Genomic DNA, 15,589 nt, shown 5'->3' with positions numbered 1-15,589 from the left:
GATGATCCAGCCTGATTGGGAGTTGTTCTTCAGCTCGCTCTGGCCGTTGCTCGATGGCGCGGTGCGAGGCACGATTCCCCTTGCCCTGACGTCGTTTGCGATCGGCCTCGTGCTTGCTCTCGCCCTCGCCCTGATGCGGTTGTCAGCGAAGCGATGGTTGTCGGGAATCGCCCGCGGTTACATCTCGATCGTGCGCGGAACTCCACTGCTCGTGCAGCTGTTCGTGATCTTCTACGGGCTGCCGTCGATCGGCGTGACCATCGAGCCGTGGCCGAGCGCCGTCGTGGCGTTCTCGATCAACGTCGGCGGTTACGCGGCCGAGGTCATCCGGGCCGCTATTCTCTCGGTGCCCAAGGGCCAATGGGAAGCCGCCTACATGATCGGAATGTCCCACCGTCGGGCCCTCACCCGCATCATCCTGCCGCAGGCAGCCCGGGTCTCGGTGCCTCCGCTGTCGAACACGTTCATCAGCCTGGTCAAAGACACCTCCCTCGCCTCGCTGATTCTGGTCACCGAACTGTTCCGTGAGGCGCAGCAGATCGCGGCATTCAGCACGGAATTCATGCTGATCTACCTCGAAGCAGCCCTCATCTACTGGGTCATCTGCCTGGTGCTGTCCACCGGGCAGGGTTTTCTTGAAAAGCGATTGGACCGCTATGTCGCCCGCTGATCCCCCCAAGACGACCGGCCAAGCGGATGCCGCGGCACTCGCTGGCCTGTTGCGCGTGCGCGGTCTGCAGAAGAGTTTCGGCAGCAACCGGGTGCTGGAATCGGTTGACCTCACCGTGGGCCGCGGCCGCGTGCTCGCTCTGATCGGGCCATCCGGCTCGGGTAAGACCACTATTCTGCGCTGCCTGAACGGGCTGGAGCTGCCTGATGGCGGCACCATCGAGGTCGCCGCGTCGACCACTGTTCGCGGCGCCAGTGTCGGCCACACGCCCGGCCGCGGTCCCAACTCGGCCGTTTTGGTCACCATAGATTTTGCCGCCAAGACCACAGCGAAACAGCTTGCCGCCCTGCGTGACCGGTCTGCCATGGTGTTCCAGCATTACAACCTGTTTCCCCACAAGACCGTGCTGCAAAACGTGATCGAAGGACCGGTCGTCGTTCAGCATCGCCCGGTCGCCGAGGTTACGGCCGAGGCGCTTGCCCTGCTCGAGCGGGTCGGCCTGACCGACAAACGGGACAGTTATCCGTTCGAGCTTTCCGGCGGCCAGCAGCAGCGGGTCGGCATCGTGCGAGCCCTCGCGCTGCGACCGCAGTTGCTTCTGTTCGACGAGCCGACCTCGGCTCTCGATCCGGAGCTCGTGGGCGACGTACTGCGCCTGATCAAGGAGCTCGCCGATGAGGGCTGGAGTATGGTCATCGTCACCCACGAACTGGAATTCGCCCGCGAGGTCGCGCACGAAATTGCCTTCGTCGACGGCGGTACCATCGTCGAGCACGGCGAGTCGAAACAGCTGCTACGGAACCCGCAGCAGGAGCGCACCCGCCAATTTCTGCACCGGCTGCTCCACCCGTTCTAGGGCACAGCAGCCGGCACGGGAAGAACTACGGATGCGGCGTGATGATCACGACGGTAATCCGGTCGAGGCCAGGACCGTAGTGCCAGTAGATGCGACCGGCTGTCGGCGTGCGGTGCTCGATATAGGAGTCCCAGACCGCCTCACCCTTCTTGCCGGCGAGCGACACGTACTTGTGCGAGCGCAACGCGGGGTCATCGGGGTTCAACTGCAGGCGACCGAGAGCGGTCCGCACTCGTTTAAGACGGCCGACCAGCTGTGGCTTCGTTTCGAGGAGCGACAGCCCCGAAGCCGCTTCTCTCGTCAGGAGGAGCGTAAAACTCATGACTGGGTCTCGGCCGGTGCGGTCGAATCATCGGCCGCATGCTCCTCATCGGCGTACCGGGTGAAGTCGCCGCCCTCGCTCGTTTCTTCCTTGCTGCTGTGCTCGAGGCCTCGCACCAGGGCGGCACGGATGCCCTCATCATCCCAGACCAGAAGCTCGCGGCGCGGGATCGAGACGAGCGGAGTCAGCAGAATCTCTCCGTCGGCGTTCACGGCGACGGCGTAACGATCGTCGCGGTGCACACCAGCTTTACCGAACGCCATGCGGGAGCGCTCATCGGCGCTGACTTCACCCATCGGAACGAAGTCCGATTTAAGTTCCGTCATCTTCTTCAGTTCCACCATCGTCTTCGCCCAATCATCTGGCGGCGCGCACCCGTCCGGGGGGATTCACCGGGACCGATTCGAGCCTGTCTGAAAATGAGATTACCCCAGATTTACATGTGGGTAAACCCCTAGACAAAAACTTTGGATGGTTTATGGTATTCCGCGCGCGCGTGCGATAGGCACGCTCACAAGGAAAGACCAGTCCGGTCGGCAGGGCAATCGGACTGGTCTAGGCATTACTAATATACAGCCCCTCTCGCACGCGCTCAAGCACCAAACTCGCACCTTGTCTTGCATAATTCACGAACAGGTCAGTGGGACAGTGCGGCCCCACCCCGCAGTGCCGGGCGGTGCAGCGATCGGGGCCTTTGCTCCGGGTGCGGAGCAGTCTGGGCGCGCTCGAGCAGGTAGCGCGTCACGGTATTCCAGTCTGGAAACAACGGTGTCAGAAACTTGATCAGCTCCCCTTCGAACCGGTCAGCGCCGATAGCCGACCCGTCATCGACGAGAAAGTCACCCCGGTTGAGGTGCTTGTGGTGCGAGAGGATCAACCGCTTGTAGGCCGGCCCGCCGACATCCGCTCCGAGATGTTCCTGCACCCACTCGAGCTTGTGCTGCCAGGCGCTCGCGTTGGCCCACGGGGCCATCGACAGAATGTAGGTATCGAACGATTGGGCCAGGGTGTGAAAGGCGTCGATGGCACCACTGATCGGTTCCATCCGGGCGAAAATGCCGGGTACTTCGTCGAGCCGCTTCTCGTAGCGGATGTACTCGGCGTTGGTGAGTCGGTCGATTCCCGACTGCACATTGACGAGGGTGTTGTCGAGGTCGATATAGAGGATCTTCTTCAATTGGGGCTCCCTGACGCGGCTCGCTTCGTTGCGGCAACGCTCCGATGGTGACAGGGTCGCCCCGGATCGGCAATGCCTGCGGTCAACTCCATCAGGGCTGGAGGCCGTTGCCCGGGGTCATACAGTGGCCGTGTCAGCCTCGATTCGGCTGTACCCCTGGTCGGTAACCCAGACACGCAGCGTGGCCGGAATCTGCTCTTTCATGGAATCGACGTGGCTGATCAGGCCGATCGTGCGGCCTCCGGCACGCAGCGTGTCCAGGGTGCTCATGGCGGTCTCGAGGGTTTCGCTGTCGAGCGAGCCGAAGCCCTCATCGACGAACAGGGTATCGAGCGTGATGCCGCCCGCCTGCCCGGTCACCACTTCGGCCAGCCCGAGCGCGAGGGCCAGGGAGGCGAGGAATGTCTCGCCCCCCGATAAGGACTGCGTCGCCCGCGCACGGCCGGTGAACCCGTCTCGGATCATCAGGCCCAGTCCAGAGCGCGCACCGCCCTTCACGCGAGAGTCGTCGTGTTCGAGCGCATACCGTCCGCTCGTCATCGTGCGCAGGCGCAGGTTGGCCGCCGCGACGATCTCCTCTAATTGGGCGGCCAGGACATAGGTCTCCAGCCGCATCCGTTTCGTGTTCGGTTCGTCGCCCTGCATGACGTCAGCCAGCTCGCGCACCTGGGAGTGCACGCTAAGCAAGTCAGCGGATGCCGCAAATCTCGTCGTGACTCCGCGCACGAGTTCGGCCAGCTGGCCGGCCCGCTCGGCCAGCGAGCTGTGCTCGCTCACGGCGGCATCGCGCGCGCTGCTCGCAGCGTCGACCTTTCGCTGGGACGGCTCAAGATCGACCGGTGCTGACGCTAGACCGATCAGCTCTGGATCTGCCGCTGCCGCGCGCGCTGCTGCACATTCGTCGTCATAGGACCGCACCACGGTCTCCAACCGTATGCTCTCGCGTTCGTCGATGCGTGCCGCGACGGCCGTCTCCTCGTCGCCGAAGCCTTCTTCCCTCATTTGTCCCATAACCCGGCTGGTGGCGTCATCGTTGGCGGTGGCGCGTCGTCGACTGAGGGCGAGCGCGCCGTCCAAAGCCCGCGCGCAGTCCAGTTCGTACTGCAGGGCACGCACCTGGTCGGTGACGCTGTCGCTCGCTCCGCGCTGCGCGCCCACGCGTGCCACGAGCAGGTCGCGCTGCCCGGACCGCACGCTGTGGGTGTCCGCCGCCGCATCGCGTGTCGCCCGCACGGCCACCATTGCGGCCTGAGCGAGACACAAGCCCTGTCGGAGATTGGCTTGTTCCTGCCGAAGCCCATCGACCAGATCGGCAGCCAAGCGCGCGGTCGACAAGCGGGCACCGGCGGCAGCGCATTCGGCGCGGAGCTCATCGACACTTCGTTCCCCGGCCAGCGCCTGCGCCTGCGCGAGCCGGTTCGTCAGGGCGGTCGCGGCCTGCTGGGCGTCAGACAAGTGCTGCTGCCGACCCTGCATATGCTCGCGCGCCTTGGTGAGGTCGGCCGCGGTGATCACCCCGCCCCGGGTTGCCGCCGGGTCGGGGTGTTCGACGGACCCGCAGACCGCACAGGCTGCACCGTCGACGAGGTAACTGGCCAGTTCAGACGCCTGCCCGGCGATCCGCCGGGCCACGAGCGCCTCGTAGTCGACGGCGGCTGCCGCGTTGTCACGACTGCGGACCAGCAGCTGCTGGTCGGCACCGACCAACTCGGCCAGTGAGGACACCACGTCTTCAGCCGCCCCGAGCCTGGCTTCGACCCGGCGCACGGCCGCGTCGGCGTCGCTCTCACCGGCGGCGGCGAGTGTCGCTGCCGCGAGTTGCACGCCAACGAAATCGATCTGCTGGGGCAGTTCGTCGAGTCGCTGCTCGGCACGCGTCAGGTCTTCGGTCTGAACAGCGAGCAGGTCGAACAAGGCCGTGATTTCGAGGTCAAGGGCGGGGAGCCGCTCTTCCTCCGCGAGCACCTCGGCGAGCGCTCCGAGCCGCCCCACTAGGGAATCCATGATCGGACGCAGTGCCGGCTCGGCATCGTCTTGCGTGTCGACGCCGCCCGTGCCCACGTCTTTCTCGCTGAACGCCGCGTCGAATGGCAGCCACGCGGCCCGGGCCGAGGTTTCATCGGCCAGTGCCGCCTGCCACGCGAGAGTCGCGGCCCGGCTGCTGCGAATGTGCGGCCACACCCGTGCTGCCCGCACGGCGTGGCCGAGCACAATTCGCTCTCCCTCGACCTCGGCAGAGCCTGCGTCGAGGGTCGCCAGGGTGGCCTCGGCAAAAGCGCGCCGGGCCTGACGCCGCTGAGTCTCGGTTGCCGCTCGGTGTTGTATGGTCGCGGTTGCCAGGGTCGCCGCTGCGGTCTCCACGCCTCGCGCGGCGACGTCGACCTCGCGCTTCAGGCCGGCCAAGGCATCGAGGAACCAGCCCAGGTCGGGCGCGACCGGCGGCACGGAAAGTCGCAGCTGGTGCATGGCCGCCGTGGCATATTCAGCGACATCGCGCTGCACGGCAGCACGGCTCTCATCGAGAGACTTGCGGCGCTGAACGAGCGCGGTTTCCAGCTGTTCGAACCGGGTGGTTCCGAACAGGCTGCGCAGCACGGCACGTCGTTCGTCGGTCCTGGCCAGCAAGAAGAACTGGAACCGGTTCTGGGCGAGAAGGATCACCTGCAGGAACTGGTCTGCCTTCAAGGGCAGAATCGCGCTCAGTTCAAGGCCGACGGCTTTGGGCTTGGCCGCGACGCCACGCCAGTGCGTGCCGTGCAGCACATACAGTGCAGCGGTATGCGCTGCGGTGGTCGTTCCGGCACCGTTCTTCTTCGCTCGCTCATACTCCGGGCTGCGCAACAGACGGTAGTCGCGCCCGCGCAGGCTGAAGTCGAGTTCGACAAAGGTGGGATCATCGGGCTCGCAGTAGTCGCTGCGCAAACGCTTCTCCGCGTCGCTGAAACGCGGCACCTGGTCATAGAGAGCAAAACATATTGCATCGAGGATGCTGGACTTACCAGCACCGGTCTTGCCGGTGATGAGAAAGATTCCGTCGGCGTCAAAACGCTCGAAATCGACAATCTGTTCGTTCTTGAATGGTCCGAACCCGGCCAGGCGCAGTCGTTTGATCTTCATGCGTTCGCCTCCTGCGCACCCTGTTCGGTCTGAAGCTCGGCAATCAACGCGCTTTCAAACTCGCTGGGCCCAACTCCGTTCCGCACGAACGACAGGAAGCCCGCCACGATCTCTGCATCACTCGTGGCCGCGCGAATGCGCTCGGCGTAGGTGGAGCCACCCGCTTCGAGCGTGATCGCTGGCCGATGCTCGAGCGCGACGCAGTGCGCGAATCTGGTCTGCAGCGAGCGCATGGCATCGAGCGGGCGCACCCGGTCGGTGAGGACGACCTTCACCCAGTCGCCCTCGTTGTGAGCGAGGGTCTCATCAGTGAGCAGCGTGGCGAGTTCGCCGGTGAGCACCGTGAGACGGCGCGGAATGGGAAGGTCGACCCACTCGACGGCGGGGTGTCCGGCGGCACTCTCTTCAGCCGCACCGTGCTCAGCCGCACCGTGTTCAGCCGCACCGTGCTCAGCCGCACCGTGCTCAGCCCTACTGTGTTCAGTCCCACCGAGACCCTCTGCATCAAGTTCGACCAGCCAGGCCCCGCGCGGCTTGCCAACCTCGGAGAAGGAATAGTGCAGGGGGGCTCCCGAGTAGCGCACCCGCTCGGTGAGGGTGGCCCGCCCGTGAATGTGGCCGAGCGCGACGTAGTCGCAGCCGTCGAAGACACCGAGCGGCACGACGTCGAGCCCACCAGCGGTGATGTCGCGCTCCACATCACTCGACTCGGCGGCCGGAGCGACTCCGGCCGCGAAGCAGTGCGCGAGCACGACGCTGCGCCCCCCGCGGCCCGCCAGGTCGTCACGAATGCGCATCATGGCGAAATTCAGCACCTGCTCGTGGGTTTTGAGCGACACGCCAGGGTGCAGGTGGCGAATGAGAACGGGTTCGAGGTAGGGAATGCCGTAGAAATGCACCGGACCGTACTCGTCGGTGATGGTAATCGGCTCGAGATATTGCTCCGGCCGGGTCACGACGTGGATGCCGGCCAGGGCCGCCCACTCCGACTGAAAGCCGAGACGGGTCGCCGAGTCGTGGTTGCCGCTCGTCATGACGACGGCTGCCCCGGCTTCTTTGAGCCGCCGCAGCGTGCCGGTGAGCAGCGCGTAGCTCTCTTTCGAGGGCATCGCCGAGTCGAAGACGTCTCCCGCCACGACCACCGCGTCGACGCCGCGTTCGCGTACCAGTTCAACGAGCGCATCCAGCACGATGCCGAGGTGCGCGAGCGTGGAATGGGTGTGGAAGGTGCGCCCGATGTGCCAGTCCGAGGTGTGCAGAATCTTCATGCTATTCACGGTACCGGGGCGCACCGACAGTGCCGACCGGCGGCATCCGCTCGGCAGGGCTCGCGGGTACCACTCATCGCATTTCTTTGTTTATCTTCATAAATTTTGACAAACAAAAATAAACACAGCTAAAGTCAATAAAAACCACTTAATAGTCAAAATCACTCACCGTCGAGGAGGCATTCGTGTTCGCCGAAGAACGTCAACTTTTGATCGCCGCACTCGTGGCAACCCAGGGTCGGGTCACCGTGAGCGAGCTCGCCACGCGATTCGCCATCACCGCCGAGACCGTGCGCCGTGACCTCGACACCCTTGAAGCCGCTCGCCAGTTGCGTCGCGTGCACGGCGGCGCCGTAGCTATCGACCGCCTGAGCCTGTCGGAACCGAGCCTCGACGAACGCCAGACCCAGCATCTCGACGAGAAATCACGCATTGCCGACGCGGCGATGCGCATGATCCCCGCGAGCCGCACCGGTTCGATCGTGCTCGACGCCGGAAGCACCACCGAGCGCCTCGCCGACCGGCTGGCCGGATGGACGCCCGCCGTCACCGGTGACCAGCTGCTCGTGATCACCAATGCGGTACCGATCGCCGGCAAACTCTCCCGCAACGAGACCATCCAGCTGCACATTCTCGGTGGCCGCGTACGCGGCCTGACCAGCGCCATCGTCGGCGCCGGCACCGTCGCGCAGCTCGGGGTCCTCCGCCCCGACATCGCCTTCATCGGTACGAATGGCATCAGCACCGCTTTCGGTCTCAGCACCCCGGACTCGGTCGAAGCGGCTGTCAAATCGGCGATCGTCACCTCGGCCCGACGCGTCGTCGTGCTCGCCGATTCCAGCAAGCTCGACCAGGAAACGCTGGTCTGCTTCGCCACCCTCGCGGCGATCGATACTTTAATAACGGATGCTGCGCCATCCGCTCATCTCGCCGCTGCCCTCGCTGCGGCCGACGTCGACGTAGTGATCGCATGATCGTCACGCTGACCCCGAACCCGAGCCTCGACCGCACCATCGAGTTGGCCGGCCCGCTCGAGCGCGGAGAGGTACAGCGGGCCGTGGCTGCCCACAGCGAGCCCGGCGGTAAGGGCGTCAACATCTGCCGCGCCCTCGAAGCCAGCGGCATTTCGAGCCTCGCCATCCTGCCCGGCGACGCCGACGATCCAGTACTTCTCGCCCTGACCAGCCAAGGAATTCCGCATCTCGGCCTGCCGATTGCAGCGCCGCTCCGCAGCAACGTGGCGATCACCGAACCCGACGGCACCACGACCAAGCTTAACGAACCCGGTCCGGTACTGACCCTCGCTCAGCAGGACGCCCTCGTCGACCTCGTGCTGGACCAGTCGGTCGGAGCGAGCTGGCTCGTGCTGGCCGGCTCGGTTCCACCCGGCGTGCCGGATGATTTCTATGCCCGGATCATCCGCGAGTTGCGCGCCCGATTCGGCAGTGACGCACCGAAGGTCGCCGTTGATTCCTCCGGTGGCCCGCTCGCTGCCGCGGCGCTCGCCCGCCCCGACCTGCTCAAGCCCAACGGTGAGGAACTCGCCGAGCTCAGCGGACTCTTCGACGGTGACACACTCGAAGCGAACCCCGCGCGAGTCGTCGACGCGGCTCGCGTTCTGATCGCGGGCGGCGTCGGTGCCGTGCTGGCGACCCTCGGTGCGAAGGGTGCCGTGCTCGTCACCGCCGAAGGCAGCTGGATCGCCACCACTCCCCCGATGATCGCCGTGAGCACCGTCGGCGCCGGCGATTCCGCCCTAGCCGGCTACCTGCTGCAGAGCAATGCCGGAGCGAGCGCCCCAGACTGCCTGCGCCAAGCCACCGCCCACGGCGCCGCCGCCGCCGCCCTGCCCGGTTCCACCGTTCCCGCTCTTCACCAAACCAACCCCAGCGCCGTCACCGTGACGGACCTTGCCCCAGCACCGGTCCCCCGGCCAGTCCTGGTCTCATATCCACAGGAGGATATCCAGTGAGTGCACTGATTACCCCGGAGCTCGTTGCTCTGGAGACCCATGTAGGTACCGAGCCGAAGGACGTCATTCGGCACCTGGCCGAGCTCGTCGTCGCGTCGGGTCGTGCCACCGAGATCGAGGCTCTGTACGCGGATGCCCTCGCCCGTGAGGCGAAGACCGCCACCGGCATCCCCGGTGGCCTGGCTATCCCGCATTGCCGTTCCACCGCGGTGCTGGAGCCCACGCTCGCGCTCGCGCGCCTGTCGACCCCGGTCGATTTCGGCTCGAAAGACGGCCCGGCCGACCTGGTCTTTCTCATTGCAGCACCGGACGGTGCCGACCAGGAGCACCTGAAGATTTTGGCCAAGCTGGCCCGGTCGCTCATGAAGAAGGACTTCACCGCTGCGCTGCGCGATGCATCGAACACGCAGCAGATCGTCGAACTCGTCAACAACGTCGTTGCCCCCGTACCGGTTGCCGCTCGCGCCCACGCTGCCGGTGACAGTGCCAATACCGGCACCGGTCCAGCACGGACCGGCATGAAGCGAATCGTCGCCGTCACCGCCTGCCCGACCGGCATCGCGCACACCTACATGGCCGCCGACTCCCTGATTGCCGCGGCTAAAGCGGTTGGAGTCGACCTCCAGGTGGAGACGCAGGGGTCGGCCGGCCTCACCCCGCTCGACCCCGCGGTCATCGCTGCGGCCGACGCTGTGATCTTCGCCGTCGATGTTGACGTGCGCGGCCGGGAACGCTTCGCTGGCAAGCCCGTCATCAACGCCCCGGTCAAGCGCGGCATCGACGAACCCGGCCGGTTGATCGAGGAGGCCCTCGCGGCTGCCCTCAACCCGAATGCCCGTCGGGTCAGCGGAACCGTTGACCAGAATGACGCTACGGAGAAGAGCGAGCACCTGGGCCAGAAGCTCAAGCGCGCGCTGCTCACCGGTGTCAGCTACATGATTCCCTTCGTCGCCGGCGGAGGCCTGCTCATCGCCCTCGGCTTTTTGCTCGGCGGCTACGCGATCACGGATGTAGCCGACAAGGTGGTGCTGAACAACAGCCTCTTCAATCTGCCGGACGGTGGGGCGAACGTTCTCGGCGGGTTGGGTGTCTATCTCGGGGCGGTCTTCTTCAAGATCGGTGCCCTGTCGATGGGCTTCCTGGTTCCTGCGCTGGCCGGCTACATCTCCTTCGCCATCGCCGACCGTCCCGGTATCGCACCGGGCTTCGTCGCCGGCTCCGTCGCCGGTTTCATGGGTGCTGGATTCCTCGGCGGTATCGTCGGCGGCCTGCTCGCCGGTGTCGTGGCCGCGAGCTTCGCCAAGCTCAACGTTCCGCGTTGGCTGCGCAGCCTGATGCCCGTCGTAATCATTCCTCTTATCGCGTCGATCGTCGCCTCCGGTTTGATGTTCATCGTTCTCGGCGGGCCCATCGCGCTGCTGACCGTGGGTCTCGGTGACTGGCTGAACGGCATGACCGGAGCATCCGCTGTGATTCTCGGTGTCATCCTGGGCCTCATGATGGCCTTCGACCTCGGTGGCCCGGTGAACAAGGTCGCCTATGCCTTCGCCGTCGCCGGCCTCGGCGCGGCAAGCCTGGCCAACCAGGCGCCGTGGCAGATCATGGCCGCGGTCATGGCCGCCGGCATGGTGCCGCCGCTCGCAATGGCCCTCGCCACCGTGCTCGACAAGAAGCTGTTCAGCCTGGTCGAGCGTGAAAACGGCAAGGCGGCCTGGCTGCTTGGTGCCTCGTTCATCTCCGAAGGCGCCATTCCGTTCGCCGCCGCCGACGTCTTCCGGGTGATCCCGGCTGCCATGCTCGGCGCCGCCGTCACCGGCGGGCTGTCGATGGCCTGGAATGTCACGAGCAAGGCGCCGCACGGTGGAGTATTCGTGTTCTTCGCCATCGACAACTTCCTGCTGTTCCTGCTCGCGATCGTGATCGGTACTGTTGTATCGGCGTTCGCGGTCGTCGGGCTCAAGCGTTACGCGGTGCGGAAGCGCCCGGTTGATGCCCCGGAAGCCGTTCTCGTGAACGCGTGACCCGACAAGCACTAGATACCCGCGCGGAACGACACGCAGTACAGTGACGCCAGCCGCCCGCTGGGGATCAAAGGAATGAGGACGATCGTGCAGACGCTCCCAGGCAAGGCCAGTACAGACAAGTCCGAAACCGGCCGCACCTTCGCTGGAGTCGGAGTCAGCCCCGGACGCATCATCGGCCCCATTTTGTTGATGCCCCAGGCCGTGCGCGAACCCGCCATGGGCGAGCGTCTGGCCGAGGGAACGTCGCCGGAGGAAGCATCCACTGCCTTGCGTGCCGCTGCGAAAGCCGTGCAGATCAACCTCACCACTCGCTCGGTCGGCGCCTCCGGCGCCGGCCGGGAGGTACTCGAGGCCACGGCTCTGATGGCGAACGACCCGATGCTGATCAAAGCGGCCGTCAAGCTCATCACCACCGGCGCCTCTGCGGAACGAGCAATCTGGGACGCCGCCGCCTCGGTCGCCGAGATGCTGCACAACCTCGGCGGCTATATGGCCGAGCGAGCAACCGACGTTCTTGATGTGCGCGGGCGCATCGTCGCCGAGCTGCGCGGCGTTCCGGCCCCTGGAATTCCGTATTCGGACACCCCGTTCATTCTGGTCGGCGAGGACCTTGCGCCGGCCGACACCGCCACCCTCGACCCGGCGAAGGTGCTCGCGCTGGTCACCTCGAGCGGTGGACCGCAATCGCACACGGCTATCATCGCCCGGGCCCTCGGGCTGCCGGCCGTGGTCGCCGCCGTGGGTGTCGACAGCCTCACCGACGGCACCGTTGTCTTCGTCGATGGGGCCGTCGGCACCGTTCTGGTCGACCCCGGCGCCGACGAGGTCGCCCTCGCCAAGGCCTGGGAGACCACTACGGCCGCGCTTGCCGTGTTCGATGGCACCGGACGACTGAAAGACGGCCACCTCGTTCCGCTGCTCTCCAATGTCGGCGGCACCACGGATGCGGTCAAGGCCGCCGCGGCCGGCGCGCAGGGCGTCGGCTTGCTGCGAACCGAGTTCTGTTTTCTGGAACGCGACACCGAGCCGACCATCGCCGAACAGGTCGAGGCCTACCGCGGCGTGTTCGACGCTTTCCCCGGCAAGAAGGTCGTCGTGCGCACCCTCGACGCCGGCGCCGACAAGCCGTTGCCGTTTCTGACCGATGCCTCCGAGCCGAACCCGGCGCTCGGTGTGCGCGGTTACCGCACCGATTTAACGTCTCCTGGGGTGCTCGAGCGTCAGCTTGCAGCCATCGCGCTGGCGGCTGAGGGAACCGAAGCCGAGGTCTGGGTGATGGCCCCGATGATCTCCACCGCCGAGGAGGCCGAGCACTTCGCTGGCCTCTGCCAGGCCGCCGGGCTGCAGACGCCCGGTGTCATGGTCGAGGTTCCCTCGGCCGCGCTGACCGCGGCGAGCATTCTTGGGCACGTGCACTTCGTGAGTCTCGGCACCAACGATCTCACCCAGTACGCTATGGCGGCCGACCGCCAGCTCGGCCCACTCGCGGCCCTCAACACTCCGTGGCAGCCCGCCGTGCTGCAGTTGATTCGGTTGACCGTGGCCGGGTCGCGTGACGAGGGCCACGACAAGCCGGTCGGTGTTTGCGGCGAGGCCGCGGCCGATCCCGCCCTCGCGGTCGTTCTGGTCGGACTGGGCGTGTCGACGCTGTCGATGACTGCGCGGGCCCTCTCCCCCGTCGCCGCGGTGCTCGCCAGCGTGACGCTCGCCGAGGCGCAGCAGCTCGCTGCGCTGGCCCTGACGGCGCACTCAGCAACGGATGCCCGTCGCATCGTTCGCGAGAAACTGCCCATACTCAGCACGCTGGGTTTGTAACCACCACACTCACTTCCCACTCTGTCTACCCTGGAGGACCCCATGCCCGAACGTACCGCCGTCATTGCCAGCCGCGTCGGCCTGCACGCCCGCCCAGCGGGAATCTTCGTCGCCGCCGTGGGCGAGCTGCCCCTCGAAGTCACCATTGCGATGGCCGGCGAACCGGCCGACGATGCCATGGACGCCTCGAGCATCCTCTCGATCATGAGCCTCGGCGCTTCCAACGGCGACACCGTCGTGCTGCGCGCCGAAGGCGAGGGTGCCGATGAAGCTCTCGACTCGCTCGTCAAGATTCTCGAGACCGACCTCGACGCCGAATAGCTCGACGCCGAATAGTCAGTCGGGCCAGTTACGTAAAAACCTTTACCGCTCGCAACTGGGTACCTAAGCTAGGTAAATCGGCCGGCATCCACTCAGATGACGATCCGATCGGGAGAATCGTCCTGAACACCCCGCGAACACCCCTGCGTGCGACGAGTGAGGAATCTACTGTGACCGAACGACAGACTTACCTGGGAAACGTCGAAGCTGGCGCCACCGAAGAAGAGCACACCATCAAGGACTGGGCCGATCTCGGCCAGGAAATGTGGTCCTACCTGACCGGCAAGGGCGCGGCCATCAACTACAGCTTCATCGACATGGTCGTCGAAGTTCCGCGCGACATCGGCCCAGACGCACCGCGCGCCGTGTGGAAGCTCAACGGAACCCTACGGGTCACCACGAGCGACGAGAAGTCCCTCGGCTCTGATCCCTTCAGGGGTTGAAGTGAGCCCTTCGGCGAGCGTGACGACAACCTCGCCGGTTCGCCTACACATCGATCTGGCGTTCTCGTTGGAGGAACCGTCGGTCCGGCCGGACGGTTCCTCTGACGGCTCCACCGGCGACACCTTCGGGGCACGGGACACCATGCAGGGTACGGTGACCGCGGAGGGCACGGAGATCACCATCTTCACGAGTAACCCGGAAATGTTCGTGCAGGGCCGTGCCCTCAACCTGGAACCGCTGCGTGCGCTGGCCGCCGAGCTTGCGGCTCGAAAACTGACCGTGTCGATCACCGGGCCGGTCGGCCTGATCGCCCGCCTGGGCGACGTGCAGGCATCCGTCACGCAACGGCTTGTGACGCGGTCGCCGCACATTGTTCTCGGGTCGCGAAACGCGCTGGGCCCGCTCGTGCAGGCTCGCCTGCGCGGGCAGGCACGCATGCCGGTGGTCATTCCGCTGCCGCCGTCAACCGTGTTCCCGATTGCACCGACCTTCGACCGGCGCAACCGCCGAAAAGTCACGACCACGCATTACACGCCGGGAAGCGGGCGTCCGCGCCTCATTTTCGTCGTGGGGTCGCAGAACTGGAACGGGCAGATGCCCCGGGAATTCAACCTGTTGCCGGGCACGACCACGATTGGGTCGTCGCCCGAGGCCGACCTGCAGTTGGCCGGTTTGAAGCCGCTGCACGCCGAAATTCGCCACGACAACAACGACGAGTATCGTCTGTTCGCAATCGGTGAGGTTGCGGGCAGCTCCCGCCCTGCCGAAGACGGCCGCAGCATCGGCAACGGCCAGATTCTGCGCACCGGTTCGCGGCTCGAGATGGGCCCATGGCGCATGGGCTATTTTCGGGAGGAATTCGCCGACCACGGCCGTCCGTTCGGCGGACGCGTGGGCGGCGAACTGTCCGTGCAGAAGCCGCAGCCGCCAAGGCCGCGCACCTGACCCGGGTTGTTATCTCGTGAGGGTGCCGCACCCGCCGTGCGACACCCTCACGAGGTGAAGAGGTCGGTCCAGACCGCTCGCGAACCCGACTCGCCGATCAGGGCCACCGTCACCACCGCTCCGATCGCGCTCACGACAGCGATCGCATTGAGAACGATCCGAACCGCGAGGCGGGCTGATCGGCTCGGCACCGCGGAGGAGAAACGGGCGCCCTCAGCGACAACGTAGCGGTACCACACCCATTGCAGCACGGCCAGGAGGAATAGGCCGATCACCCACGGCAGCAGAGTCGTGCCGAGGGACGTGTGCGCGCCGAGCAGCGGGGTCACGTTGACGAGCCTTGATTGGAGCCACTCCCCCGCCTGCACCGCGAGCGGCACCAGCACCACCGCGGCGAGGGCTACGAGCGGCGTCACGATACCCAGTCGCCGCCGAGCGGCCGGCCAGAATGCGGTCAGCAGCGTACACAGTGCGGCGAGCGGCACCACAATCACGACCGCGTGCACGATCAGCACGTGCAACGGCAGTCCGTTGAATTCCCAATCAATGTTCACGATGCGTCTCCGGTTCAAAGCTGTGCTTTTGGGCCCCCCGCTGGGCGGGCGGGTCGCTTGGCCTGATCATTGCACGATTCGACCCGACCAACCCACACCTTTCT

15 protein-coding genes are annotated in these 15,589 nt (G+C 65.8%); 9 read left to right on the top strand and 6 right to left on the bottom strand.

Features of this window, described 5'->3' with window-relative positions:
• Position 1: 1 nt before the first annotated feature.
• Together E3T47_RS01665 and E3T47_RS01660 are read left to right on the top strand one after the other, a co-directional pair.
• Entirely contained in the window at positions 2-670 is a 669-nt protein-coding gene (locus E3T47_RS01665; protein ID WP_134553922.1) for an amino acid ABC transporter permease, read from the top strand.
• Positions 657-1,526 (top strand): amino acid ABC transporter ATP-binding protein, encoded by an 870-nt coding sequence (locus tag E3T47_RS01660; RefSeq protein ID WP_134553921.1) that lies wholly within the window; start codon positions 657-659, stop codon positions 1,524-1,526. The genes E3T47_RS01665 and E3T47_RS01660 overlap by 14 nt, the downstream gene beginning before the upstream one ends.
• A 25-nt stretch (positions 1,527-1,551) precedes the next feature.
• Here E3T47_RS01660 and E3T47_RS01655 read toward each other — a convergent pair whose 3' ends face one another.
• From E3T47_RS01655 to E3T47_RS16085, 5 genes are all read right to left on the bottom strand, one after another.
• On the bottom strand, positions 1,552-1,848 hold the full coding sequence (locus E3T47_RS01655) for a hypothetical protein (RefSeq protein ID WP_134553920.1): 297 nt from the start codon (positions 1,846-1,848) through the stop codon (positions 1,552-1,554).
• Positions 1,845-2,192: a hypothetical protein gene (locus tag E3T47_RS01650; RefSeq protein WP_241981850.1), complete on the bottom strand. Its 348-nt coding sequence runs from the start codon at positions 2,190-2,192 to the stop codon at positions 1,845-1,847. The genes E3T47_RS01655 and E3T47_RS01650 overlap by 4 nt, the downstream gene beginning before the upstream one ends.
• 293 nt (positions 2,193-2,485) lie before the next feature.
• The gene (locus E3T47_RS01645) at positions 2,486-3,025 is read right to left on the bottom strand and encodes a 5' nucleotidase, NT5C type (protein WP_134553919.1); all 540 of its coding nucleotides are present in this window, start codon (positions 3,023-3,025) and stop codon (positions 2,486-2,488) included.
• Between the two features lie 117 nt (positions 3,026-3,142).
• A complete protein-coding gene (locus tag E3T47_RS01640; RefSeq protein WP_134553918.1) occupies positions 3,143-6,142 on the bottom strand; it encodes an AAA family ATPase in 3,000 nt (999 codons plus the stop codon).
• Positions 6,139-7,410, bottom strand: a complete 1,272-nt coding sequence (locus E3T47_RS16085) for an exonuclease SbcCD subunit D (protein WP_181445805.1) — start codon at positions 7,408-7,410, stop codon at positions 6,139-6,141. Before E3T47_RS16085 ends, E3T47_RS01640 begins: the two co-directional genes overlap by 4 nt.
• A 185-nt stretch (positions 7,411-7,595) precedes the next feature.
• Between E3T47_RS16085 and E3T47_RS01630 the strand changes: the two genes are divergently transcribed.
• The 7 genes from E3T47_RS01630 (at position 7,596) to E3T47_RS01600 (ending at position 14,931) form a co-directional block, all read left to right on the top strand.
• Positions 7,596-8,384 (top strand): DeoR/GlpR family DNA-binding transcription regulator, encoded by a 789-nt coding sequence (locus tag E3T47_RS01630; protein WP_134553917.1) that lies wholly within the window; start codon positions 7,596-7,598, stop codon positions 8,382-8,384.
• On the top strand, positions 8,381-9,382 hold the full coding sequence (locus E3T47_RS01625) for a 1-phosphofructokinase family hexose kinase (RefSeq protein WP_134553916.1): 1,002 nt from the start codon (positions 8,381-8,383) through the stop codon (positions 9,380-9,382). The genes E3T47_RS01630 and E3T47_RS01625 overlap by 4 nt, the downstream gene beginning before the upstream one ends.
• Entirely contained in the window at positions 9,379-11,403 is a 2,025-nt protein-coding gene (locus tag E3T47_RS01620) for a PTS fructose transporter subunit IIABC (protein WP_134553915.1), read from the top strand. Before E3T47_RS01625 ends, E3T47_RS01620 begins: the two co-directional genes overlap by 4 nt.
• Before the next feature lie 75 nt (positions 11,404-11,478).
• Entirely contained in the window at positions 11,479-13,221 is a 1,743-nt protein-coding gene (gene ptsP / locus E3T47_RS01615) for a phosphoenolpyruvate--protein phosphotransferase (protein ID WP_134553914.1), read from the top strand.
• A 42-nt stretch (positions 13,222-13,263) separates the two neighbouring features.
• Entirely contained in the window at positions 13,264-13,542 is a 279-nt protein-coding gene (locus tag E3T47_RS01610; RefSeq protein ID WP_134553913.1) for an HPr family phosphocarrier protein, read from the top strand.
• A gap of 191 nt (positions 13,543-13,733) precedes the next feature.
• Entirely contained in the window at positions 13,734-13,985 is a 252-nt protein-coding gene (locus tag E3T47_RS01605; protein WP_134554214.1) for a hypothetical protein, read from the top strand.
• A gap of 1 nt (position 13,986) precedes the next feature.
• On the top strand, positions 13,987-14,931 hold the full coding sequence (locus E3T47_RS01600; protein ID WP_241981848.1) for an FHA domain-containing protein: 945 nt from the start codon (positions 13,987-13,989) through the stop codon (positions 14,929-14,931).
• Positions 14,932-14,978: 47 nt separating this feature from the next.
• Here the strand turns inward: E3T47_RS01600 and E3T47_RS01595 are convergent, their stop codons facing one another.
• On the bottom strand, positions 14,979-15,485 hold the full coding sequence (locus tag E3T47_RS01595) for a DUF2231 domain-containing protein (RefSeq protein WP_241981847.1): 507 nt from the start codon (positions 15,483-15,485) through the stop codon (positions 14,979-14,981).
• Positions 15,486-15,589: the final 104 nt, after the last annotated feature.

The organism is Cryobacterium ruanii (assembly GCF_004404055.1).
Lineage (GTDB): Bacteria > Actinomycetota > Actinomycetes > Actinomycetales > Microbacteriaceae > Cryobacterium > Cryobacterium ruanii.
The sequence above is the reverse complement of the archived record's forward strand: the minus strand, read 5'-3'. Positions and strand labels throughout refer to the sequence as shown.

Excerpts from the sequence above, each read along its gene's own strand:
- E3T47_RS01665 (WP_134553922.1), top strand. The coding sequence starts at position 2 with ATGATCCAGCCTGATTGGGAGTTGTTCTTCAGCTCGCTCTGGCCGTTG.
- E3T47_RS01650 (WP_241981850.1), bottom strand. The coding sequence starts at position 2,192 with ATGGTGGAACTGAAGAAGATGACGGAACTTAAATCGGACTTCGTTCCG.
- E3T47_RS01610 (WP_134553913.1), top strand. The coding sequence starts at position 13,264 with ATGCCCGAACGTACCGCCGTCATTGCCAGCCGCGTCGGCCTGCACGCC.
- E3T47_RS01625 (WP_134553916.1), top strand. The coding sequence starts at position 8,381 with ATGATCGTCACGCTGACCCCGAACCCGAGCCTCGACCGCACCATCGAG.
- E3T47_RS01660 (WP_134553921.1), top strand. The coding sequence starts at position 657 with ATGTCGCCCGCTGATCCCCCCAAGACGACCGGCCAAGCGGATGCCGCG.
- ptsP (WP_134553914.1), top strand. The coding sequence starts at position 11,479 with ATGAGGACGATCGTGCAGACGCTCCCAGGCAAGGCCAGTACAGACAAG.
- E3T47_RS01655 (WP_134553920.1), bottom strand. The coding sequence starts at position 1,848 with ATGAGTTTTACGCTCCTCCTGACGAGAGAAGCGGCTTCGGGGCTGTCG.
- E3T47_RS01640 (WP_134553918.1), bottom strand. The coding sequence starts at position 6,142 with ATGAAGATCAAACGACTGCGCCTGGCCGGGTTCGGACCATTCAAGAAC.
- E3T47_RS16085 (WP_181445805.1), bottom strand. The coding sequence starts at position 7,410 with ATGAAGATTCTGCACACCTCGGACTGGCACATCGGGCGCACCTTCCAC.